Below are 23,617 nucleotides of genomic sequence, written 5' to 3'. Positions count from 1 at the left end.
TTTTCACTTGCAATATACAGATAATTCACTTCTTTGGAATCCTCAAAAAAAAGATGTATTATGCTAAGGTTATCAAACACACGAGGATTTTAAAGATGCCATTAAAAACCCTATCTACTACTATATTCATAAACGAAACAAAAGAAAATTGGCTGGTATGAGTCCGGTCTAATACTGAATTCATACCAGCCAATAGGCTGCTTAATATTTAGTTCAACTTTTGGGGTTCCACACAATTCAGGGTGTTTTTTATTATTAGAAATATTTTTGACTAATTTGAAAATGTTATTAGTCAAATTAATTAATAATACTAGATAAGTTAATAGAGTAAGAGTATTTTATTCAGATTCCTTTGAAAATTTCAATAAATTTATGGTTGATTTTTCAGTAAAATATTTAATTCTTAAAATAATTAATAAATTTACAATATAAATTATTAGTAAAAGACTAAGAGTAATCAAAATTACTATTGATATGATGTGTTTTTTTATTAAAAATATTAAAAAAAGTAGACTAAATCCTTCAGTTATCATAAAGGATTTAAAAAATAAAGTATGAAAATTATTTTTATAAATAGAGTATACTTGGCTTGTAGTATATCCATAATGTTTAAATATTCCCATATCTTTTTGGTTATTTTTTAAATAAATTTCTGAAGAGATAATTAGGTTAATACTTGTTACAATTAAGAGTAGGGATAATATAATAAAAGAAGATAATAATGTATTATTTAGAGATTTAGATAAATCATTAAAAGACTCTAGAGTGTAGTTTATATTAAATCCTAATGAATTAATTATATCAGCAATATGATCAACATTTGATAAAGTTGTGACATAAATAAGAATACGATTAATATTATTATAGCTATTATCATCAAACATTTCATTAATTATTTTAGTATATAAACCTTCAGATATATATAATTTATCTAAGCCGTCTGTTAAGTAGTGAGATAAGCTATTAACCTTCTCTATTTTTATTGGAAAATCAATTGATTCACTGCTTGAATAACCTTGATTTTCAATAATTATTTTAGGTAATTTTAATGTAATATTTTCAAGAGGAGTATCTCTAGTATATATAGCTGTAAAATCATTAGTAAAGTTTAACCCTAATTTATTTGATAATTTATCATTTAGCATATATATAAAATATGTATTATTATTACTATCTGGAATGCCAAAATTAATGGAATATTCGATAGATACACATACTTCAGTATCAGAAAATACATTATTTAATGTCGTTTTAATATATTCTTCATCTAGTGATTGAAGATTTACTAATTTATTATTTTCACGCTTGGAAGTGATTTCAATGATATGAGTATTATCATTATAAAAAAAATCTTCTTTAAGTTGGTAGTATTGGCTTATAAGTGATATAGATACAATACTTAGTAGAATTAACATGAAATTAAAAATGATAAGAGAGAGTTTTAAAGAAAGGGTTGTTTTTTTTTTAACCAATTTACTAAGTAGCTTTATTTTGTTTTTTGACATAAACATCCTCCTGATAACTCTAATACTATTCCTTCTTTTTCGCTAACATCATCATGAGTAATCAATATTTTCAGAGATGATGGAAATAATTTATCTATTAAATTATAAAAATATTTTTTTTGTTGAGAGTCAATATTACTAGTTGGCTCATCGAGTAATATAATATCGGGAATATCCATCATATATTGTGATAGAGTTATTCGCCTCATTTCGCCACCTGAAAGTCTATTAATAGGAGTGTCTAAATCATTATTAATATTAAGCTTTTTAAGGATATTAGAAAAATATATCTTATATTCATCGATTGATCTATCGTTGTCATGACATGATAAATATTTAATTAGCATATTATCGTAAATAGATAGATTTGAAAATAAAAGAGGTTGTTGATACATATATTGGACTTTAATGTCAGGAGGGAGAAGAATGTGACCAGAATCTAATTTTTCATAGCCTATTATTATATTTAATAATGTTGTTTTTCCTACACCATTTATCCCAGTCAGCCAGTATAAGTTTTTTTGTTCAAATTTAAAGGAAACATTATCGAGTATCACCTTTTCACCGTATCTTTTAGAAGCGTTTTTAAGTTCTATCATCATTTTAAATCGATCCTTTTCTGGAAACCGTTTCCGTAAATTGTGATTGAATCAGATGTTGTTTGAAAATCAACAATATTAGAAACTTCCGTAATATATTTTTCATTTTCTAGATTATATATTTTTAAAATTAGTTCATTATTTTGGTTAATACCAATTTGAATGATATGATCTTTGTCAGGATGAACATAATTTAATATATCTTTTTGAAAACTTTTGTTATTATTATAAAAGTTAGAATTATCACTTATCCAAATACCTTGACTAGTTAATAATAAATCGTCGCTAATTAAATTTTCTTGATTTAATAATGGAGTGCTGCGAGTATCAGTTAAGTCTAAAGAATATAGGCTATAGCTATCTATATCTTTGTTATATACTGTATAGTACAGAGTATCAGTATCTATCACTCCTTTTGTTATTAGTCCTGATGTGTTTTCATAATTAAATAATTCATGGTTCTCGCTATCAAACCCACATAGTATCCTTAAATTTTCAATTTCTATATTATTACTATCATAAAATGAACGTATCATTATATGATAGTTTTCATTATTAGCGACTGGAAATACTCCTTCATTTTTTTTCAATTTTAATAACGATTGTATTTTTTTGTCTGTAATTTTTAATACTTCAAAGTCATTATCAAAACTATGACCAGATATGTAGATGTCTGTTTGTTGAGGAAATTCATATTGAAAAAAATTATTCTCGGTTATTTCTTTAACAACGGTATTTAAATTAGTATTGTATACTAGAATTTTTTGATTAAATCTATTATATAAATATTTTTCGTCAGAATTATCAATTGGGGGATATTTTGATAAATCAGTTAAAGATTGATTACATCCAGATAATATAAATCCGATAGACATACACATAATATATATAATAATTTTGAACATAGTATATTACCTTCCTTTTTAAAAAGCAAAAAACAGGAAATAAATCCCTGTTTTTTGCTTTTTTTTATGCACCAGCATTTATTTCATACGTTTTAGCATAGCCTTTAATCTTTACAAGAGCAGTATTTTGAATATATGCAGTATTTGTTCTATAGTCCTTACTTGGGCCAACGATTAAATTACTACGATAGTCTGAAGTTTTTGCTCCATTTGAGTTTTCCCAATATTTTGTTGGCGTTGTTACTGTTTGCCAAGATGATCCAGAACCTGCACTAACACCTCCTGTTGACAAGTCCACTCCTAGACTTATTTCTGCTGAACTACGCAATGAGGCACTCCCCTTCCAAGTTGTTCTAATTCTTTCTACAGTTCCAGTACCACTGTAAACGGCCGAAACTTGAAAATCCCATTTAATTGTATTTCCAGAATTTGTTCCTACTGATTGACGCCAAACATTAGATGTAAGGGTTCCACCAGGAACTGAAAGACTAGAATCATCACTCCATCTAGGTTGGATTGCTCCAATAGAATCATTCATACTATCACTAGCCTCAACAAAAGTTTGTTGTCCCCCATAAGTTAGAGCTAGTGCTAGTCCTGTTAATCCTAATAACTTAGTTACACTTTTCATTTTAACCCCTCCATTTTTAAAATTAAATAATTATTAGTATAATTTTTCGATATATTCCTTTTTACAAAAATAATTCTTCTAGTCTTCAGATTTGTAAATACTATCTCATTTTATAGAAAAATAATAAATAAAGGGAATTAATGTAGAATTATACAATCATTATTCGAATAATATATTATCAATAAATTAGTTTTTAAAAAACTTAATATGCTTAATCGGTTATTTAATACTCTTAAGTGGTTGGGCTAAGTCAACGTTTTGAACACAAAAATACTAAGCTTTTAAGCTGTTTTGGTGCTAGTATAGTTTTATGGGCACAATTAAGTTAAGTCGTTACAATAGACTTAATAAAAGGATGTGTCTGTATGAAAAAATATAATGTTGAATTTAAATCAATGATTGTTTTTTTTTGAATAAATGTCCATATTTTGATATATAGTAATCTAGCTGTAATAGCAGTATTTATAAATATATATTATTTCTTTGAATAGTTACTCAGGAGGTAATATACATGTTGAATGTGACAAAACGTATTAATATCGTCTCCATTAAACTGGTAAAGGAGTCTAGCTTTCTTTACCAAACACTTACCATTTCATCACCTAAGGATGCGTATGAAATGATTAAAGATCAGCTTCAAGATTTGGATAGGGAGCAATTCATCATTGCTTGTTTGAATACTAAAAATGAACCGACTAATATCTCGGTAGTATCAGTAGGAACACTCAATAAAGCGATTGTTCATCCAAGAGAAGTCTTCAAAACAGCTATCCTATCAAATGCTGCTAGTATTATGGCATTTCATAATCATCCATCAGGTGAAACCACACCATCACAACAAGATATTCAATTAACCAATCGCTTATATGAGGCGGGTGAGTTACTGAGTATCAAGTTGTTAGATCATCTCATCATAGGAGATGGAACATTTACCTCATTAAAAGAAAAAGGTTATTTATAAGGAGCTAAGTGATTATATTACCGTCACTTAGCTCTTTTATTATTCCATAACTAATAGGGGGGAGAAACTATATTCAGTATCACAACTTATCGATCAGTTTACTGTTTCAAATAGCTAATAATCATAATCAGTATTTTATATTTTCTAATCGGGTAATCTCCGGAACTTCAAATTACTGTTCAAGCTTTTGTAATCTATTAATCTTATAAAAAACACTCACAATACCATATACTAACAGATCAATTAAAGTGATTGATAGGAAACTTCAAGTTGTTAAAAGAATTGCCTTTGTATAATATAACTTTTATTAATTTTAATCACGTATTCTCAGTATTTAAAATTTAATTCAAGTCAAAAGAAAAAATCCTAGTAGCTTAGTCACTAGGATTTCCATCCAGTTGTTTATTGTCATAAATCACAAATGAATCAGTAAGACTATATCATCATCTAACTAAAAATAGTTTTTTACTATTTAAATAATTACTTATTTAAGGTGTACTAAATCGATTTCTTCTTACTTTTATTATTTTTTCATTCTAGAGATATCAACTAGCGTGGGCATTCTATTATCGAATCTTTCTACTTCTATTGTCCTCTGATATTCAAAGTCTAGGTTATAGACTGTAATAGAATTTAGTGAGGATTTATCTAACCTTTCCTGTGTTAGAATAGTATTAGTTTCAAAGTTTACACCTACAATGCGGCTATCACCGATTTCTATCATTGGAGTGTTATCTGAACCCAAATTATCAAAATCTAACTTTAATAATAAGTTATCCTCTTGATATCGTGTCGATTCATATCCCTCTGATTCTTTACTTTTTTCACAAGATATCTCTAAGTAAAGTTTGCCTTCTTCTTCTTCGAAGAACGAGAGTGGTGTACACAGATTTCTATCTTTAGAATTAGTTTCTGAGTAGTTTACTTGTGTTTTAACTTCTAAATTTTCATCTACCTGTTTTATGGTAAATTCACCTGTATTTAATCCTTCACCTAATAGAAATAAATTATCCTTATATGGGTAAAAGTAGATAATATCACGTGCTAGTAGTAAGTCTTCATTAACATCTATAGAAGATAATAAGTTAAAATTTTTATCATATATCAAGATTTTTTCTTCACTTGAAATATTTTTATTTTCATCCAATATAGGTTGAGCGCTATTAGCATATACATAAATCTTATCCTTAAATACAACACCATTCCAAATATGAAGGTTACTTTCTAATTCAAAACATTTCCAAGAATCTTCTAAATAACAAAATCCTGAATTGTAGGCTTCACCATCAGCTGCAAAACCATTATTGATGACAATAAATAAGTTTTCGGAGTAAGGATTAATACGCTCATATTTTTGATCTATTGTTCCTACTTTATTTAATGACTGTGTTTGATTATCATATGATAATATAGTTGAAGTCTCCGGATAGCTATCAAAATAAACTATATTTCGAGTTTGACGCAATACTGAATATCCAACACCTTCACCTTTTGGAAGTTTAACTTTATCGATAATTTCACCATTCCCATTGGAATATAATAAATAGGATGGAGTGTACAGATCATTACTTAAAATCTGCAAAACTTCAAAATCTTTGGGTTGTTTAAGTAATGTATTATATCCTATTAAAATGAAGCCTACAATTAAAATTATAGTTACAATTATTACACCAAAAAGATTTTTTTTCATTCTTATTCCTCTATTTCACTTTTTGATAGAAAAATACATTATCGTCCCATAAAATTTGTTTTGGAGTAACCCCTACGATATCGTAGCTCCATGAACTATCTTTGTAATGATCTCCTACATTATAGCCCGCATTAAGCCAAGCTTTATATACTAATTTAGAACAATACCATTGATCAGTGCTATTTAATGTTGTCAAAATAGTATAGGGCTTACCTATTTGTTTAGCTGCGTAATTTACTGCTGTTTTATAATTCGATTGTGTAGCACCACCTACATAAAGCTCATCGGTATTAACCTTAGCCCAATACGTTCTATAACTCACTTTACTCTTAACTCCCTCACCAGGATTTGCTTCAATTACTGTATTTTTATTGTAATCTACAATTCCAGCATGCCCATGATTCCAACCTAAAGTTTTAGAATCTAGAGTAATTAAAATATCCCCATAATTTTGCCACTCGATAGTTGTTGTTCTTCTAGCATCTGAATCTACTAGGCCCCCTACACTCTCTTTTTTCATCTCAGTAATTGCATCAATTTCGTCTCTATTTAGATCAGAGATGACTTGAAGAACAGCACTGATTGCATCCTGTTGTTCTTCTTGTGGCAATTTTTCGACTTCTTCTTGATTTAATTCTCGAATTCTTTGTGAATATGATTCAATCCCTTCTGATCTTAGTAAGGATTGTTCAGGCATTTTTACTTCATATTCTGAATTCTGTGCGGCTTGGACACTCATAGAAGAATAAATTCCTAATAAAGTTGTAAACATAAATAAATACTTTCTCATTTTAACCTCTCCATTTTTTAAATTAAATAATTATTAGTATAATTTTTCGATATATTCCTTTTTACAAAAATAACTCTTCTAGTCTTCAGATTTGTAAATACTATCTTATTTTATAGGAAAATAATAAATAAAGGAAAATAATGTATAATTATACAATTATTATTCGAATAATATATTATCAATAAATTAGTTTTTAAAAAACTTAATATGCTTAATCGGTTATTTAATACTCTTAAATGGTTGGTCTAAGTCAATATTTTGGACACAAAAATACTAAGCCTTTAAACTATTTTGGTGATAGTATAGTTTTATGGATAAACTTAGGTTAAGTCATTACATTAGACTTAATAAAAGGATGTTTTTGTATGAAAAAAATATGATTGTGAATTTAAATCAATGATTGTAGGGGAAATAAATATCTATATTTTAATATATAGTAATCTAGCTGTAATAACTTCATTTATAAACATATATTATTTCCTTGAATAGTTATTCAGGAGGTAATAGTCATGTCGAATATCGCAAAACGTATTAATATTGTATCCATTAAAATGGTAAAGGAGTCTAGTTTCCTTTACCAAACACGTCAAATCTTATCACCGAATGATGCTTATGAGATGATAAAAGAACAACTAGAAGGATTGGATCGGGAGCAATTCATCATTGCTTGTTTAAATACTAAAAATGAACCGACTAATATCTCGGTGGTATCAGTTGGTTCACTAAATAAAGCAATTGTCCATCCAAGAGAAGTGTTTAAGACAGCTATTCTATCAAATGCTGCTAGTGTTATGGCATTTCATAATCATCCATCAGGTGAAACCACACCATCACAACAAGATATTCAATTAACTAACCGCTTATATGAAGTAGGTGAGTTACTGGGTATCAAGTTGTTAGATCATCTCATCATAGGAGATAGAACATTTACATCATTAAAAGAAAAAGGTTATTTATAAGGAGCTGAGTGATTAGATTAACGTCACTTAGCTCTTTTATTATTCCATCACTAATAGGAGGTAGAAACTATGAGTCATAAAATAACAGTCTGTATCACGGAAACCTTACAACGTCTGATTGAAGTAGATGTTGATGAGATGGATTGTGATCCGATTGAATATATCAGAAACCAATATCATGATGAAGAAATTATTTTAGATTCATCCGATTTAGTTGAGACTGAATTTAACATCTGTGACTGATATAAAAAGAATGACACTAGATAGAACATCAAGTTATCTAGTGTTTTTTAGTTGAACGAAGAAAGGAGTAATGATTGATGTTAACCAAATGGATCAATGTAAAAGAATTAGTTCGCTTAGGATTAGATGAGAATAAATCGTTAGGAATAATGAGGTTGGATTATTGTTCTTCAAGACCAAATGAAGTCTGTAATCAATGGTTTCCATCCTCACAAATGAATCAAGTGTTGATGGAGCATCCAATTTCCATTCAACAGTTACAACAGGAATTGAATGAATTAATTTTCAATCAATTAGATGTCTTTGATAAAGTCATTGAAAAATGTAGTGGTGAGGGTTACAAGCATGAGGAAACGTTCAAGGTAGAAAGTGAATGTTTCAATTTCTTTATTCGATTGAAACCTGTTCAAGATGATTATAGTCATTTATTTGTGTATGTAAAGTAGGGAGGTTAGTTATGATTACAACTCGTTCAAGTGTCAGAACAGAGGTGATTTATTCAGATGATATGAATCATCGATTAATCTTGAAAAAGGATTGGTCGAGAGATAAGGAAAAGTTAAAATGTACGATTATCATGATTAATCCATCAACAGCCGATGAAATAGAAATGGACCGTACAACAATGAATATCATCAATAATTTGAAACGATTGAATTATACCTCAGTAGATATCTGTAACTTATTTTCCTATATCACACCTAAATTAAGAATGGGTGATTCATTCGAAGAATTGTTACATCCTGAAAATGATATCTATATTGAGAAGTCAGCGTTGAAGTGTGATTCATTGATTATCGCATGGGGATCATTTGGTGATGGAAGTAAAAAAATGATGCAACGACAAGAGGAATTATTAGAGAAACTTAAACCATTTAGGAATAAGACTTTTTATATCAGTGATGAGTATGGAGTTAAAATGTATCACCCCTTATCACCAAAAGTTGCAACATGGAATTTAATCAATTGGAAAAATTAGTATAACATTAATTAACGCTAATCAATCCAAATGTTGATTAATGATCGTTAATCAATAGTCGAACCTCTATTCTTTCTGTAAGGATAGAGGTTTTTATATGAGGAGGAAATCAAATGAAAATAGTAAATGTCAATCAGTTATCACAAGTTCATTCATTAGATCCTTTAGTCAAAGAGCGAATGGTAGAAAAAATAGAAATCCTAAATGAGAATTATGGAGAAAATCGAATGATTGGTGATTTAGGTGGTTTTGTTATGTATGTGAATCACAAGGAACAGTTAGACGAGTTATTGGAACAGTTCCCTGTAACGGAAGCAGAATATGTTGATGCATTTGTTGGAGCTGATGAAGAGAACTATTGTGAACTGTTATTGTTAGCAGGTTCAGATTATAATATGGTGATTTTTATGCCATTGGTATTATTAGAACAATATCCGCAATTCAATGCGATTAATGAGTAAAGGAGAGAATGTATCATGATTAGATCAATTGTAAAAATCTTAAAAGTAGTTGTAGAGTTAGTGATTAAATATTTTGAAAATGTTTATCCAGAAATGAATATGGCATAAGGAGGAAATTGATGCAATGGATTCGTATTGTCGCACTGTTGTTAGAACTTCTATCCATAGGATTGTCTAATGAACAAGTGGTAGAAACAGTATCAGAACGTTTTGGTCTATCAAAAGAAGAGGTTGAAAAATGGTTGTAGGAGGTCTTGAATCATGGAAATGGAAAAATATATGACTAGAGGGGTACAGGAATGTATCCCTTTTGATTTAGTGGTGTTGATGTGGCAAATGTATGATCGATGTAAGGAGGAGATGAATTCATGTGATTATCTTCATGTCTTTCAATTGAAAATGTTAGAAGGAGAGGTATTGAATCAAGAAATTACTCATAAACAGGAAGTACCCGAATATGAAAGAACATATGTGATTAATATCGATCATCCAATGACAGAAAAAGTGTATGTGATAGAAAATGAAGATTATGTGACGATGCTTCTAGCAAACGAGTATTAAAAAAGCAATCCCTTATCATGATTCATCATTGAATGATTATAAAAACATAGATGCATTCAATGATGATAGATAGGGAATATTTTTTTTTTAAACTAAGGGAATAAAAAGAGAAGCTAGAAATCAAGTGATGTATATTGCAAGTGAAATTAGTAAAAAAAGCCTCCCTATAAATTAGAGAGGCCAAAAATATGAAAAAGATAGAGATGTTATCTATTGGGGAATGATATGAAATAGTTTAATCTTTTTAGATCGCTTATTAGGATTACATTCATTGATTTCATTTAATAAATTAGAGAATACATCTAGTGAATTTTTACCATTTAGTGAAAAGCAAATGGTTTGATTAGATACAGTAACATCAAAGAAAAAGCGTTCTAATGGATATTCAGCAGGGGTTTCTAAATATAAATTGTGTACCTGATTTAAGTATTGTTGTAGTAGTTCTTTAAACTCTAATAATTGTTCAGGCCTAACTCCTATTTTTAATCGTAAATATATATGAGACAAAGATAAAGGAGTAAAGGTTTGTGATGAGTTTACTCTTGGATAACCAACAGGACCAAAAATGTCAAAGTCTTTTATTAGTTCAGATAACCGTAATGATGTTTTTTGAGCAGGAATCATGCCCTTTAATACATAATATAGACCATTATATTCAATCCCTGCAAGTTCTAAATCTCTTCGAATTGAAGGATCTGATAGGTGATCTAAACCAAACTTATCAAAAACAGCTCTTATATCTTCGAATGCGATTCCATTTTCTTTAGGGGATGACTCTAGTATTAGGTTTATTAAAGCTTTACGAATTTCCTTCATTGTCTCTTTTTGTCTTCTAAATCGTTTAGGTTGTTTTTCTTTAGTCATATAATAACCTCACTTTTATTTTAAAAAAAGAATTATTTACCATAAGTACCATTAAATAGGTTTTGTTTGAATAAAAAAATATATCTGAATTGTATTGGTCAGATACTGCTCTCGCATCTCGAAGATATATCAATAAAATAACACAAAACGATTATTAAAGTCAATAAAAATAGATTTTTAGTGTTGTTTTGATAATTTGAAATCAATAAAATCATGTGATACTATAGGTTTGTTCCGGAACGAGATATAGTTCATTCAAGAAAATAGCTTCATTTAATCTTCTTGAATGATAGTAAATAATAATCAAAAATAAAGGAGAATTTTTTATGAATAACAAAGATAATCAAATTAATTGGGACCGATTCGAAAGTGCTTTTTATGCAAGTAATACATTAGTTGATGGAAGATATGAAGGTGTTACTACATCATATTCAGTGTTTCCTTCAAAAAAAGATGATACTCCGATGTTTTCACTCAAAGTATTAGTGGATAACGATGGAGGAAGACACGAAGTGGCATATATTACTAAGTTCAATTTTAAAAATTATTATTTAAAGAAGTTAATGGAAGCTTTTGATATAGAAGTAACATTAGGACAAAGACCGAACTTTGATTCAATGTGCGGTGTGCCAGTTGATATATTAGACATGATTTTTGATTCTACAGATTCTGTGGATACAGATGATGATCTCTTTCTGTAGAGTTTGAAATAACATATTTTATTTAGAAAGGTGAGATGAATGTCAATGCAATCAAAACAACAAACCTTAGATCCTTACTTGAATTTGGAGAAAGCCATCAGTTTTCAATCAATTAATGATGACTTTATAGTATTGACCTCTTTTGTAAATTGGTTAAAAGGAGATGAGCTAACAACCACTGAGTTGCTAGCTCATCCTAATACAGTAAAATTAGCTCTTGCTTGTCATCAATTGACGAATTTGATGACATCTGAAAAAGAATTAATTTTTTCTAAAATTCTTTCACTACATACTCAAATAGATTATCAGGATGCTCAATCTGGATATCAAATGTTAGTGACAAAAGCCGCTGATAAAGTTGGTAATCAATTACTTAATGAGCTTCGGATCTATTACAAAAGTGAAATTAGTCGATTATGTGGTGGCTATAGGTCTCGCTCTGGAAAAGTGAAGATTGATGAGGAGATATTGGGAGATTTTATAAGGTCTATAACGACACTTTTAGTCATGAAACTAGAAAATGGTGATGAATCTTTATATGTTTACAATAAGAAAACGGGTGCATATATTCATGATAATTATGTCATTGGAAGAATCATTAGATGGGCTAGTAAAATGATTTCAGATTTTAAGTGGACAACAACTTTTGAAAAAGAAATGATTGCTTTATTGATGAGAGATTCAGTCGTTATACATGCGAGTGATTTTAACAAAACGCATATTAACTTAATGAATGGTTCATTAAATTTAGAAACATTAGAAGTTGAAAAGTTTTCTTCAAATCATTTATGTACTCAATCTCTAGGGGTTTTCTATGATCCTGAAGCAATCTGTCCCAAATTCGATAAATTCTTGTCTGAGACCCTGCAAGGTGATTCAGAATTAATTCATTTAATTCAAGAAATTGCTGGCTATGTCATTGATAATGAAACAAAAGCTAATAAAGCTTTTTTCTTGTACGGCCCAGGCGGAACGGGAAAATCAGTGATGGCAGATGTTTTTCAAGCCTTAGTTTCTAAATCTTTGGTTTCTAATGTGTCATTGAAAAACTTAGAAACTCGTTTTGGTATGGAACCATTACTAGATAAGAAATTGAATATTGCGAGTGAAAATGAGGCAGACTTTATTCTTTCAAATGAAAATTTTAAGGCTATCACCTCAGGAGATGCAGTTAATATTGACTTGAAAGGACGAACAGCGATCAATAGGAGATTAAATACTAAGTTGATTTTTGTGACGAATAATCTTCCTACCTTTTCAGATTCTTCATATGCTTTGATACGTCGTTTGGTTATTGTTCCTTTTAACCGCCAATTTTCCATTCAAGAACAAAATAAGCATTTAACGGAAGAATTGTTAGTTGAATTACCAGGAATCTTCAATTGGGCTCTAGAAGGATTAAAACGATTAATCGCTAATGGTTATGTATTTACTGAAAGTAAAAATTCCGAAAAACTTCTTCAAACTTATCAGGATAATATTAACCCGGTAGAGAAATTCTGCAAAGAGTGTATTATTCAAAGTGAGGATAGTCGAATCATGCGTAAAGATTTGATAGAGGCATATGGAAAATGGTTGGATGATAATGCGATAGCGGATCATGGTACAAAATCACCCCAAAAGTTTTGGAAAATATTTTATGCGACAATAAAAAAATTTCAATGGAGTATTTCAGAAACGAGCGTTCGTGGAATGAAACGTATCTATGGTATAAAAGTCCAATAGTGATGAGGGGGAGAAAGGGTGGAGTGTGTTTAGTTGTATGGAATGAATTTGTTTCTATTATACGATGGTGAAGTTTCTTTACCCCCTTCACCACCTTTTCTACCCATGATTTATTAAGGAGAATTTTCATGACTCAAAAGAAAATATATACAAAAGAAGAATTGAAAAAAGGTATGACAAGTGAATTATCAATCGATTTTGAATTATATGTTGATGATTTAGCTAAATGGCTGACGAATTACTTAATCGAGCATCATTTTAGTCGTCATGTAAAAAAAGATGCTAGTATGACTAGTTAATAAATGAAATCAGAATTTAAATTAACTGATGAGAAAAGGAGCAATTAATATGAAAAATACAGAAATTAATGTAACAGTAGAAAACGTGGAAGAAGTAGCAAGTAAGTTAAAAGGTTTAATTGAAAATCATGTTTCTGATGATATGAAGTTAGAAATGTGGATTTGGGAAGTACTTGAGGATATGAAGGATGGAGTCTATTCAGAGGGTGATTATTCTCAGAAATTACGTGCTATTGAGTACATTAATGAACATAAAGAATTGATGTTAAGTATGGTATCAAATAGGCCTACTTATGTACGATTTAGTGCTGAAATCGGGATTAAATCTTTATTAGAATATGGTTCACCATTTGGTCAACAAAATAACTTTGCAAAATCATACGATGTCGCACTTCGTCAACTACAACAAACATTTAGAGGTTATGGGTATGAGTTCTCAGAAGTAATTTTTACAAGTGTTGATGATGGTACAGTTACACTTATTTGGGAAACAAATAAACCCGTTTTATTTAAGGATGTTTTAGATTATCCAAAATCATTAATGACGTTAGCTGATTTATTGGATCAATTAGATATCTTTGGGTTAGAATTTAGTTATTCATATCATTTAATTGGGCCTTTAAGTAATGAAGTTGAAAGCAATTGCTATGTTGGACAAGGATTTAAACAAGGTTACTTTAAAACCTATGACGATTCTGATTGCCATTTAGTGCAGGAATGTCCTTTTGATTTTACAGGTTTTATTCACTATTCTTTAGATGGTAGCTATCACTTATCTTTAGAAGAGGAAATTAATGAAGAATCATTACAGTTAGTTTTACAATCTGGATATCATTTAGAAGGTCATCAATTAAGAAGTGGTTTGAATGGGGTTATCAAATCTGTTGAAACTATCGATTGGTAATTTGATGTGTGATGAGAGATGGGAGATTAAAAAGTATATTAAATGGGAAAATCAAATTCATTGAGTTTATTAGATAATGGATTTTATTTAAAATGCGATAAATGTAATTGGCATTTATCGCATTTATTACAATAATAGTTGCTCCATACAATTTTAGTAAGGGAAGTAATGAATAGCTTTTAAAGCAGATATTATATTATTGATTTATTTAAAAGTTACATGAATCAATGGAGGTTATTAGCAATGATTAGGAAGAGTTCGAAAGTGAGGGCGGTCGCATATTGTCGATTCAGTAGTAGTAATCAACGAGAAGAATCGATTGATGCACAATTAAGAGCCATCTACAAATTTATGGGTGAACATGATTATACACCTGTTGGTGATTATATTGATATGGCATTGACAGGGACAAATACCGATCGACCAAACTTCCAACGAATGATAGAAGATGCTAAGAAAGGTTTATTTGATGTAGTAATCGTTCATAAAATGGATCGTTTCTCTCGTAATGTTCGTGATACGTTAAATATTGAAAGTGAATTAGCTCAATATGGAGTAAAGGTGATTAGTGTTATTGAACAATTTGCAGATACACCTGAAGGACAATTACAACAAATCATCCAATTAGGTGTCGGTCAATATTACAGCCAAAATTTGGCAAGAGAAGTGATGAAAGGACTGAGAGAAAACGCTTACAGGTGTTTGCATAACGGAGGCTTACCACCTTTAGGATATGATGTTGATCCTATAACGAAGCAGTACATCATTAATGAAAAAGAAGCAGAATCTATTCGTATTATCTTTAAAAAGTTCTTAGAAGGATGGAGTTATCGAGAATTAGCAGAATATCTGAATGTATTAGGGTATCGTACTAAAATAGGTAATAAATTTTCTGCTAATTCATCTTTCTATGATATCCTCGTGAATTCAAAATACAAAGGTGAATATGTCTTTGGTAGAAGTCTTTCTAAACCGAAACAACCAGGAATGAAACGATCACATCGTAAAAATAAAGATGAATCAGAAATCATTCGTGTGCCAAATGGATTACCTGCGATTGTAGACGAAGGAACATTTGAACAAGTTCAAAAACTATTAGCTAGTCGTCAACGTTCTAAAGGAGCCTCAAAAGCAAAAGAAGTCTATCTTGTCTCAGGATTGATAGAATGTGGTGAGTGCGGATCAGCCTATCATGGAAGTGCACGAATTGGAGGTAGAAATAAACAAAAATACGTTTCATATAGATGCTCAAAACGTAAGAAAATCGAGAACCCATGTAAGTGTAAAGAGATTAACAGAACCTTATTAGATAATTTTATTGTCCAACAACTCTTTACGACCATTTTAAATCCTCAACATTTAGAACGATTACATCAAAAAGTGAATGAGAAATTGAAAGAAAAGATTTCAGAGATGGATCATGATTTACCTAAGTTAGAGAAACAGTTAGCAGAAGTGAATCAAAAAGCATCAAATTTAGTTCAAGCAATTGCGGCAGGAGGATTAGGAAGTATTGATACGATTACTGCGGAATTACAACGATTAGAACAACAAAAGATTGTCTTAACAAATGAAATACAAAATCATCAAGTGAAACAATCAGAAGTTAATCTTACATTAGATCAAATGAAAGATGTTTTAGAAGAAGCGAAAGAGTATGTTTTAAAAAATAATGATGAAATGATGAAGTATATCTTATCACGATTCATTCATAAAATTATTATAAATAATGATAGCCTTGAGGTAGCGTATAACCTTGGGGCTTTTTTTGTTGATTTCAAAAAGGTAGTATTGATAGAAACAAAGGTTTATTCAAAGAAAGTTATCTATGCTTATTCACCTTTAAAGGAGGTGAGTTGATAAGGAATTATTAATAGAATTTTTTGATGAAAAACTTAAATGATTACTCTAGTAAAAAACGTTATTATTAATTGTACTAAGAGGTTGAAATATGAAAGAATATTTTAATCGAATCTATGCTGATATTTTTGAGGTGTTAGGAGAGGAACAAGTTAATATAATTCATCAGTATTATAAAGGTTAACAGCCCTGCTTCCCACAAAGGCTATATAGCCAAAAGTATATAATGGATTATTTAGAAAAATATTATAATGGTAGGAATCTAAAAGAACTATCGAAACTACTGGGATATTTCGAACGTAGGCTTAAACAATTAATACAGAGATATCAAAATAGAATAGTTTTTGTTGTATTCGACAAATATTGTCAAAAAGTGTCGGAGATTGTTTTGTATAATTATATTAATTGAAATTAACCTTTCATTCTACATTAAAGGGAGTTAGATGATAAAAATCTTTTATAAGGATACAAGAATGAGTAGTTTTAGGAGGATTTATATGTTTGAAGAGAAGAAAAAATTAATAATTGTATGTACACCAGAGACAAAGGTTTATGCTTATCAATTATTACAACTGATAGGGGAAAAAGATGATACTGAGACGGAGATTGTTGGGTGTAAAGATGGCAGTGTTCAAGCTGCTATTTGGGAAGAGAAATATTATCTCTCTAATGAATGTCAATTATCATCAGATGAAAAAGTAGTTTTTATCGGTGATATGAAAGTTGTAAAAAGCATTCTTCCTAATATTGAAGTAAAATATAATCAATATGCTATGAAGTATGGATGGTTGGGAAATCGATCAGTTATTTATGTGGATAAACAAGATTTAACTCATGGGGATTACTTAAGCTTTTATCACTATTGCATATTGATTGGTAAAAAATTCGAAAAATTGAAAGAAGGAGAACCGGTAGTAGAAAAACCTACGTTTAAGGATAAATTCTTATCAGTATCAGGGAAGATTCAAAATACGATTGCTTCTCCCGCAATGAAAAAGAAGGTTCGTGAACAACAGTATAACATGGCTACTTATCATTTTTATTTATATGGGTTAAGTCGTTTCTTGGAGGATTAATGAGCGAAGAAACATTATAATGGTAAAGATTTAAAGGAATTATCATCACAGCTCGTTTATTAAGAATGTTGGATTAAACAATTAATTCAAAAATACCAAAAAGTGTCGAAGATTGTTTTGTATAATTATACTTAATTAAATTTAATCTTTCATTCTATATTAAAGGAAGTTAACTGAATAAAAAGTTTATATAAGAATCAGGAAATGAGTAGTTTTAGGAGGGGTTATATGTTTGAAGAGAAAAAGAAGAAATTAATAATTGTATGTATACCAGACACAAAGGTTTACGCGTATCAATTATTACAACTGATAGGGAAAAAAGATGATACTGAGACTCAAATTATTGGTTGTAAAGATGGCAGTGTTGAGGCTGCAGTTTGGGAAGAGAAATATTATTTACACAATGAACATACATTATCATCAGATGAAAAAGTAGTTTTTATTGGTAATATGAAAATTGTAAAAAGTATACTTCCTAATATTGAAGAAAAATATAATAAATATGGGATGAAGTATGGATGGTTAGGAAATCGATCAGTTATTTATGTAGATAAACGATTTTTAACTGAAGATGACTACTTAAGCTTTTATCAATATAGTGTAGAGAATGGTAAAAGATTTGAAAAATTAAAAGAGGGAGAACTAGTAGTAGAAAAGAAATCTGTAGGGATTGATTGGATATATAAAGGAGAACCAGTAGTAGAAAAGCTGACGTTTAAGGATAAATTCTTATCAGTATCAGGGAAGATTCAAACAGGGATTACTTCTCCTGCAATGAAAAAGAAGGTTCGTGAACAACAGTATAACATGGCTACCTATCATTTTTATTTATACGGGTTAAGTCATTTCTTGGAGGATTAATGAGTGCAAGCATTTGAAAAAGGTTATGAATTCTTAGCTAAGGGTTCATCTGGTATTGTAGGATCGTTACAAGGAAAAGAATATATTGCTAATATTAACAGGGAGATTGATAAATTAGAAGCTAGTATTAATCAATTTAAAGGAAATATGAGAAGTGTTGGTGCCCTAAAAGGAAACGTAGCTGAACATTGGCATTCAGGGACTTTTAATATCAATGCAGCTATTAAAGGTTCTGGTAACAGAACCTTTGTAGATGAAAGCAATAAATTTGCATCAGTAGATGTTTCGACTAATTTTGGCGATTCTTATGGATTGAAGTATTATAAAGATGGAATTGAGAGTGCTAAGATGCAGGCTCAAGTGGATAAAAGCACTAATCAAACTATTTATGGCGGTCAAATTAGGTTAATACCAAAAGATCAAATGGAGGAAGCGATTAAATGGTTAGAAAGGAAAATAGCAGAAGAGAGTGTTAAGCGACCAGAACAAGTTCAAAGGTATCAAGAAACATTAAATCTTTTAACCGATAAAATAAGAAGTTCAGATGGTATTGAATCTATTCCATTATCTAAAAATGAATCAGAGTTATATGCTGAATTAGGCAAAGAAGGTGCTTTTAACGCTAGGAAGGTTGGAGTTAGTACCGAGGAGTTAGTTAAATTTAAAGATATTTTAAATAACTCTATGAAAGCAGGAGTTACTGCTGCGACGATTTCAGTGGTTTTAAAAACAGCTCCGGAAATTTATAAAGCAATTGATTATCTTGTCCAAAATGGTCATGTAGATAAAGAGCAATTTAAGAAGATCGGATTTGCTGCTATTACCGGTGCGGGAGAAGGTTTTTTTAGAGGAGCAATTGCTGCAGTGATTACAGGTGCATGTGAAGCAGGACATTTAGGAACACACCTAAAAGGGACTAATCCAGTAGTAATTGGGGCATTAACTGTTGTAGTTATGAATGTAGTTAAACAATCTTATTTAGTTGCTACAAAGAAAATAGAGATAGGTGAATTAGTAGATAGTTTTGTTCGAGATGTCTTTATGACAAGTGGATCATTCATGACCTCTTCATTATTCAAGCTGTTTATTCCAATACCTGTATTTAGTTTGTTATTAGGAAGCTTTGTAGGATCGGTTTTGGGTGATTTTGTTTATAACGCAACATATAAGACATATATTTCTTTCTGTATTGATACAGGATTTACGCTATTTGGAGTTGTAAAACAAGACTATAACTTACCTAAAGAAATAATGGAATCTATCGGAATTAAGGTATTTGAATATGAAAAGTTCCAATATCAAACATTCGAATATAATCAATTCAATTTTAATAAATTTGAACATCAAAAGTTTAATTATTCTACAATTGGGATTAAGATATTACGACGTGGTGTGATCGGCGTTAATCGCATTGGATATGTTTCATAAATTTAGAATTAAGAAATGAATGATCTTGCTTACTAAAATTATGAATAAATAGAGTAGTAGACTACTGTATTTGAGTCATGGCTACTTTTGAAATATATATAACCAGAAATGTAATTCATAGTTTTAACGCACACTTAGTTGTATATCTCTTTTAGTACTTAGATACCTTGTAGTCTAACTAAAAGATTTCTCGATGTGAAAAACTTATCTGTTTCTATATATAGTTATCTCAAATAATATGAAAAATGCCATCAAGAACTCAATCTTGATAGCTTATTTTTTACGATTTTATTAAAATAAATAAACAAATTATTCTGTATGATCGTGTACAAGCAGAGTACGATGACTTCATAGAGTAATTGAAACAGTTAGAGGAAAATATAGTTGGAGATTAAATCCATGAACTGAGGTTGAAGACAATTATACTAGAGATGATTATTGAAGAAATGTATACAGGAAAAGAATTAGAATATTTGATATGTCAAAAAGAGCCACTAGAAATACTTTATAATCTGTTATCTCAATATATAATTATAAGGAAAATTTTGTTATAATATAAATAATAAATTAACCAGAAGAGGTGTTATAAAATTGCGAATAAAGTACAAAGGAAAGTTACCAATGAGTCCATATAGCGGTGATAATAGGACTAGTGATATGATGGAAAGAATGATGAAACAATTTTCTAGTCATATGAAACAACTTAGGCTTCCTAAAATCATAGTTATCAATGGAATTGAGTTTGATGTGAATAAAGGGATCGACTGCTCAATTAATAATCAAGGTGGACACTTACAAGAGACTAATTTTTTACAACGTACACAAGAATATACACTTGTTAATAAAAAATATGAAATAACTATTCCAATAGTAATTCAATTATATTTTAATACAAATAATCATTATCGATTATTTGTATATACAAAGGGTAATAAAATGCTTACTTCAATTAATCTAACTAATAATTTTCAAGATAATAAAATTCAATTGAGTATACCGTTAAAATTATCTACTCAAAAAATAGAAGGAAGAGATATGACTAAAGCAGAACGAGAAATGTATCGTGACTTACTCATTGAACATGTACAAAAAGAGGGTATCGATCTTGATGGGAGAACAGCGTATCTTGGAACTTATTCGACACTTCTTCAACGTATCACATATCCAACAGGAGAGAAGTTTTTAGAAAATTTGATTAAGTTAGCCATTCTAAAAGGACATTTTGCAAAGAATAAACATTACACTCTTCCTAATATTATATAGAAAAAAACCATTATCTCAAATCAGATTTAATCTGAACTCAGATAATGGTTTTTGTTTTGTCTTTTTTCCTGTAACAGTTGCGGACGTGGATATTCTGGTGGAGATGGGGCGTAGCGGTTAGTATCCACGTCCATTGTCATCAAGTTCAGAAATCATTACTTTAAATATATTTTTAACATATAATACATAATATGGTTAAAAATGGTTGAAACTCTATGTAGGTATATTTTATAATAAAACTATAAGGGGTGATTTTATGAATAAAAAATTAATTAAATTTTTATCAATTGGAGGTATATTGGTTGGATCAACAGTTTTATCAACTAATTATGTAGCTAAAGCTAATACTACAATTGCATCTGTACAAAACTATGATAGAGAGGAGATGATTAATTATTTATTAAGTCATTCTGTACCAGAGGAAAAGGTGGAAATATTACTAAAAAACTTGATAACAATGAACCATGGGATTGTTATCAAGAGGAAAAATTGAAGAATGTTCCAAGTGATTTTGACTCTTTTGAGTTAAATGGTGGAGAAGATCAGGTTAAATATTATAGATTTGAAGATGGTTCTTTCCTTTTAAACGAATTAAGGGCAACAGAGGATTCTAAATATGAAGAGAAAGAAATTATAACATTTGAACGAGGCGTATCAAATACAGCCTATGGATCACAATATACTGACTATAAAATTTCGAAATCGATAGGAATTATGAATGCTAGTTTTTATGCAGATTTTTGGAGAGCAAGAAATGGATATGGAGCAAGTAAGATTACAAAAGCAACTAAAGGGAGAGTCACAGGAGTAGGAACGAATGGATCAACTATTGTACAAATCGATCGAGCTGTAGAGGATCTCGTTTATAAAGCACCAGCCTTAGCTAGCATGCAATTTACATTGACTGCATCAGTCGAAGGGATAACTGCAGGAACAACATCATATCTAGTTCTTGCATTAAAGAATGGAACGATGAACATATATTGGGATTAATATCTTAAGGAGAAGCATTTATGAAAAAGAGACTAGTCACAGTAGCAACAGTTTTAGTTTTTTTAGGACTATTAACAATAATCCATATGAGTAAACAAAATAGTTTTAATGTGTATAATATCACAACTGAAACTAATAACAGTGATTTGATATTAGAAAATTTGAAAATGATTTCTATGAATAATAGAGTATATATTGATTCTTATACTTTATCAAAAAATAGTGAAATTGAAACTGACGTTACAGATATCCAAATCGAGGCCTCTATTAATAGTCAAGTTATCCTAATTTTAAGTTTGACAAATCTTGATGATGATAAAATGTATATTGAAGAACAGAAATTAATAAAAAATATTAAATTATCAACAGATAGTATTATTAATCTGAAGTTTAAGTATACTGTTGATGGGGTTAAGACAGAATCCTATGAAGAATTAAATTTATTAGATTATCAATTATTTATAAATGAAGTTAATAAAACATTAAAAAATTAATGAATTATAATGCGATTGAGTATAGTATAGTGAAATTTTGAGAATAAAGTGTTTAGCGTCAAAAAACAAAAAATTGATGTAGTGATTAGTAAGCGAGTAATATAAACACGTGTATTATGACCTCCAACTTTGAACAGAAATTGAGTTATCAAAGAAAAGGGGGTCATTTTTTTGATCAATGAAAATCCAATGATTGTTTCAATTAAATTGAATGAGTTTTCAAATCCTTAATTAGCCACTTCTTTTTATAACATAATTTAGAAAAGGAATGGAGGGAGTGAATGAATAAAGTAAGTTAAATGTAATAACAGCATTTATAAACATATATTATTTCCTTGAATCATTACTCAGGAGGTAATATACATGTCGAATGTCGCAAAACGAATTAATATTGTATCCATTAAAATGGTCAAGGAGTCTAGCTTCCTTTATCAAACACGTCAAATCTTATCACCAAATGATGCTTATGAAATGATTAAAGAACAACTAGAAGGATTAGATCGTGAGCAATTCATCATTGCTTGTTTGAATACAAAGAATGAACCAACTAATATCTCAGTGGTATCAGTTGGTTCACTAAATAAAGCGATTGTCCATCCAAGAGAAGTCTTTAAAACAGCAATCCTATCCAATGCAGCGAGTATTATGGCATTTCATAATCATCCATCAGGTGAAACAACACCATCACAACAAGATATTCAATTAACCCACCGCTTATATGAAGCAGGTGAGTTGCTCGGGATCAAGTTGTTAGATCATCTCATTATAGGAGATGGAACATTTACATCATTAAAAGAAAAAGGTTATTTATAAAGAGCTAAGTGATTAATTAAAGTCGCTTAGCTCTTTTATGTGCGCCCGGCAT

28 protein-coding genes and 1 pseudogene are annotated in these 23,617 nt (G+C 29.7%); 22 read left to right on the top strand and 7 right to left on the bottom strand.

What is annotated here, in order from left to right:
• Positions 1-82: 82 nt before the first annotated feature.
• Positions 83-172, top strand: a pseudogene (locus NEH74_RS13645) (hypothetical protein); the annotation flags it as partial.
• A 166-nt stretch (positions 173-338) separates the two neighbouring features.
• Here NEH74_RS13645 and NEH74_RS00680 read toward each other — a convergent pair.
• The 4 genes from NEH74_RS00680 to NEH74_RS00665 form a co-directional block, all read right to left on the bottom strand.
• Positions 339-1,505 (bottom strand): hypothetical protein, encoded by a 1,167-nt coding sequence (locus NEH74_RS00680; RefSeq protein WP_055305470.1) that lies wholly within the window; start codon positions 1,503-1,505, stop codon positions 339-341.
• A complete protein-coding gene (locus NEH74_RS00675) occupies positions 1,487-2,107 on the bottom strand; it encodes an ATP-binding cassette domain-containing protein (RefSeq protein ID WP_055305469.1) in 621 nt (206 codons plus the stop codon). The genes NEH74_RS00680 and NEH74_RS00675 overlap by 19 nt, the downstream gene beginning before the upstream one ends.
• The gene (locus NEH74_RS00670; RefSeq protein ID WP_055305468.1) at positions 2,104-3,009 is read right to left on the bottom strand and encodes a hypothetical protein; all 906 of its coding nucleotides are present in this window, start codon (positions 3,007-3,009) and stop codon (positions 2,104-2,106) included. Before NEH74_RS00670 ends, NEH74_RS00675 begins: the two co-directional genes overlap by 4 nt.
• 64 nt (positions 3,010-3,073) lie before the next feature.
• Positions 3,074-3,640 carry a hypothetical protein gene (locus NEH74_RS00665; protein ID WP_055305467.1) on the bottom strand — a complete coding sequence of 189 codons (567 nt, stop codon included), beginning with the start codon at positions 3,638-3,640 and terminating at the stop codon, positions 3,074-3,076.
• Between the two features lie 511 nt (positions 3,641-4,151).
• On the opposite strand from NEH74_RS00665, the gene NEH74_RS00660 reads away from it, so the two are divergent.
• Positions 4,152-4,601 carry a RadC family protein gene (locus NEH74_RS00660; RefSeq protein ID WP_055305876.1) on the top strand — a complete coding sequence of 150 codons (450 nt, stop codon included), beginning with the start codon at positions 4,152-4,154 and terminating at the stop codon, positions 4,599-4,601.
• A gap of 523 nt (positions 4,602-5,124) precedes the next feature.
• Here the strand turns inward: NEH74_RS00660 and NEH74_RS00655 are convergent.
• Positions 5,125-6,291 carry a hypothetical protein gene (locus NEH74_RS00655; RefSeq protein ID WP_195455054.1) on the bottom strand — a complete coding sequence of 389 codons (1,167 nt, stop codon included), beginning with the start codon at positions 6,289-6,291 and terminating at the stop codon, positions 5,125-5,127.
• A gap of 10 nt (positions 6,292-6,301) precedes the next feature.
• Complete coding sequence (locus tag NEH74_RS00650) at positions 6,302-7,081, bottom strand: YiiX/YebB-like N1pC/P60 family cysteine hydrolase (protein ID WP_262940915.1); 780 nt, start codon at positions 7,079-7,081, stop codon at positions 6,302-6,304.
• Between the two features lie 509 nt (positions 7,082-7,590).
• Between NEH74_RS00650 and NEH74_RS00645 the strand changes: the two genes are divergently transcribed.
• From NEH74_RS00645 to NEH74_RS00615, 7 genes are all read left to right on the top strand, one after another.
• Positions 7,591-8,040 (top strand): RadC family protein, encoded by a 450-nt coding sequence (locus NEH74_RS00645; protein ID WP_262940914.1) that lies wholly within the window; start codon positions 7,591-7,593, stop codon positions 8,038-8,040.
• 69 nt (positions 8,041-8,109) lie between these two features.
• Positions 8,110-8,283 (top strand): DpnD/PcfM family protein, encoded by a 174-nt coding sequence (locus NEH74_RS00640; protein WP_262940913.1) that lies wholly within the window; start codon positions 8,110-8,112, stop codon positions 8,281-8,283.
• A gap of 77 nt (positions 8,284-8,360) precedes the next feature.
• Positions 8,361-8,729 carry a hypothetical protein gene (locus NEH74_RS00635; protein WP_262940912.1) on the top strand — a complete coding sequence of 123 codons (369 nt, stop codon included), beginning with the start codon at positions 8,361-8,363 and terminating at the stop codon, positions 8,727-8,729.
• Positions 8,730-8,740: 11 nt separating this feature from the next.
• Positions 8,741-9,262: a DUF1643 domain-containing protein gene (locus NEH74_RS00630; RefSeq protein ID WP_262940911.1), complete on the top strand. Its 522-nt coding sequence runs from the start codon at positions 8,741-8,743 to the stop codon at positions 9,260-9,262.
• Positions 9,263-9,375: 113 nt separating this feature from the next.
• The gene (locus NEH74_RS00625) at positions 9,376-9,723 is read left to right on the top strand and encodes a hypothetical protein (RefSeq protein WP_262940910.1); all 348 of its coding nucleotides are present in this window, start codon (positions 9,376-9,378) and stop codon (positions 9,721-9,723) included.
• Between the two features lie 119 nt (positions 9,724-9,842).
• Positions 9,843-9,971: a hypothetical protein gene (locus tag NEH74_RS00620; protein ID WP_262940909.1), complete on the top strand. Its 129-nt coding sequence runs from the start codon at positions 9,843-9,845 to the stop codon at positions 9,969-9,971.
• A gap of 13 nt (positions 9,972-9,984) precedes the next feature.
• On the top strand, positions 9,985-10,284 hold the full coding sequence (locus tag NEH74_RS00615) for a DUF960 domain-containing protein (protein ID WP_262940908.1): 300 nt from the start codon (positions 9,985-9,987) through the stop codon (positions 10,282-10,284).
• Positions 10,285-10,494: 210 nt separating this feature from the next.
• On the opposite strand, the gene NEH74_RS00610 is transcribed toward NEH74_RS00615, so the two are convergent.
• Positions 10,495-11,148 (bottom strand): hypothetical protein, encoded by a 654-nt coding sequence (locus NEH74_RS00610; protein ID WP_195454987.1) that lies wholly within the window; start codon positions 11,146-11,148, stop codon positions 10,495-10,497.
• Between the two features lie 326 nt (positions 11,149-11,474).
• Here NEH74_RS00610 and NEH74_RS00605 point away from each other — a divergent pair, with 326 nt between their 5' ends.
• The 13 genes from NEH74_RS00605 (at position 11,475) to NEH74_RS00545 (ending at position 23,565) form a co-directional block, all read left to right on the top strand.
• Positions 11,475-11,849, top strand: coding sequence for a hypothetical protein (locus tag NEH74_RS00605; protein WP_262940907.1), 375 nt, complete (start codon positions 11,475-11,477; stop codon positions 11,847-11,849).
• Between the two features lie 45 nt (positions 11,850-11,894).
• Positions 11,895-13,574 (top strand): phage/plasmid primase, P4 family, encoded by a 1,680-nt coding sequence (locus NEH74_RS00600; RefSeq protein WP_262940906.1) that lies wholly within the window; start codon positions 11,895-11,897, stop codon positions 13,572-13,574.
• A 128-nt stretch (positions 13,575-13,702) separates the two neighbouring features.
• Positions 13,703-13,873 (top strand): hypothetical protein, encoded by a 171-nt coding sequence (locus NEH74_RS00595; protein WP_195454982.1) that lies wholly within the window; start codon positions 13,703-13,705, stop codon positions 13,871-13,873.
• A 49-nt stretch (positions 13,874-13,922) separates the two neighbouring features.
• Positions 13,923-14,777, top strand: a complete 855-nt coding sequence (locus NEH74_RS00590; protein WP_262940905.1) for a hypothetical protein — start codon at positions 13,923-13,925, stop codon at positions 14,775-14,777.
• Positions 14,778-15,020: 243 nt separating this feature from the next.
• Positions 15,021-16,637 carry a recombinase family protein gene (locus NEH74_RS00585; RefSeq protein ID WP_262940904.1) on the top strand — a complete coding sequence of 539 codons (1,617 nt, stop codon included), beginning with the start codon at positions 15,021-15,023 and terminating at the stop codon, positions 16,635-16,637.
• Positions 16,638-17,134: 497 nt separating this feature from the next.
• On the top strand, positions 17,135-17,713 hold the full coding sequence (locus NEH74_RS00580; protein WP_262940903.1) for a hypothetical protein: 579 nt from the start codon (positions 17,135-17,137) through the stop codon (positions 17,711-17,713).
• Between the two features lie 228 nt (positions 17,714-17,941).
• Positions 17,942-18,574: a hypothetical protein gene (locus tag NEH74_RS00575; protein WP_262940902.1), complete on the top strand. Its 633-nt coding sequence runs from the start codon at positions 17,942-17,944 to the stop codon at positions 18,572-18,574.
• Positions 18,575-18,577: 3 nt separating this feature from the next.
• Positions 18,578-20,002 carry a hypothetical protein gene (locus tag NEH74_RS00570; RefSeq protein WP_262940901.1) on the top strand — a complete coding sequence of 475 codons (1,425 nt, stop codon included), beginning with the start codon at positions 18,578-18,580 and terminating at the stop codon, positions 20,000-20,002.
• Positions 20,003-20,623: 621 nt separating this feature from the next.
• Positions 20,624-21,265: a hypothetical protein gene (locus NEH74_RS00565; RefSeq protein ID WP_262940900.1), complete on the top strand. Its 642-nt coding sequence runs from the start codon at positions 20,624-20,626 to the stop codon at positions 21,263-21,265.
• A gap of 256 nt (positions 21,266-21,521) precedes the next feature.
• Positions 21,522-21,758: a hypothetical protein gene (locus NEH74_RS00560; RefSeq protein WP_262940899.1), complete on the top strand. Its 237-nt coding sequence runs from the start codon at positions 21,522-21,524 to the stop codon at positions 21,756-21,758.
• Positions 21,755-22,258 (top strand): hypothetical protein, encoded by a 504-nt coding sequence (locus NEH74_RS00555; RefSeq protein WP_262940898.1) that lies wholly within the window; start codon positions 21,755-21,757, stop codon positions 22,256-22,258. Before NEH74_RS00560 ends, NEH74_RS00555 begins: the two co-directional genes overlap by 4 nt.
• Positions 22,259-22,278: 20 nt before the next feature.
• A complete protein-coding gene (locus tag NEH74_RS00550) occupies positions 22,279-22,752 on the top strand; it encodes a hypothetical protein (protein ID WP_262940897.1) in 474 nt (157 codons plus the stop codon).
• Positions 22,753-23,115: 363 nt separating this feature from the next.
• The gene (locus NEH74_RS00545; protein WP_262940896.1) at positions 23,116-23,565 is read left to right on the top strand and encodes a RadC family protein; all 450 of its coding nucleotides are present in this window, start codon (positions 23,116-23,118) and stop codon (positions 23,563-23,565) included.
• Positions 23,566-23,617: the final 52 nt, after the last annotated feature.

Source organism: Turicibacter sp. GALT-G1 (assembly GCF_025594995.1).
In the GTDB taxonomy this organism is placed as follows: domain Bacteria; phylum Bacillota_I; class Bacilli_A; order MOL361; family Turicibacteraceae; genus Turicibacter; species Turicibacter bilis.
This window is presented reverse-complemented; position numbering and strand designations above follow the sequence as displayed.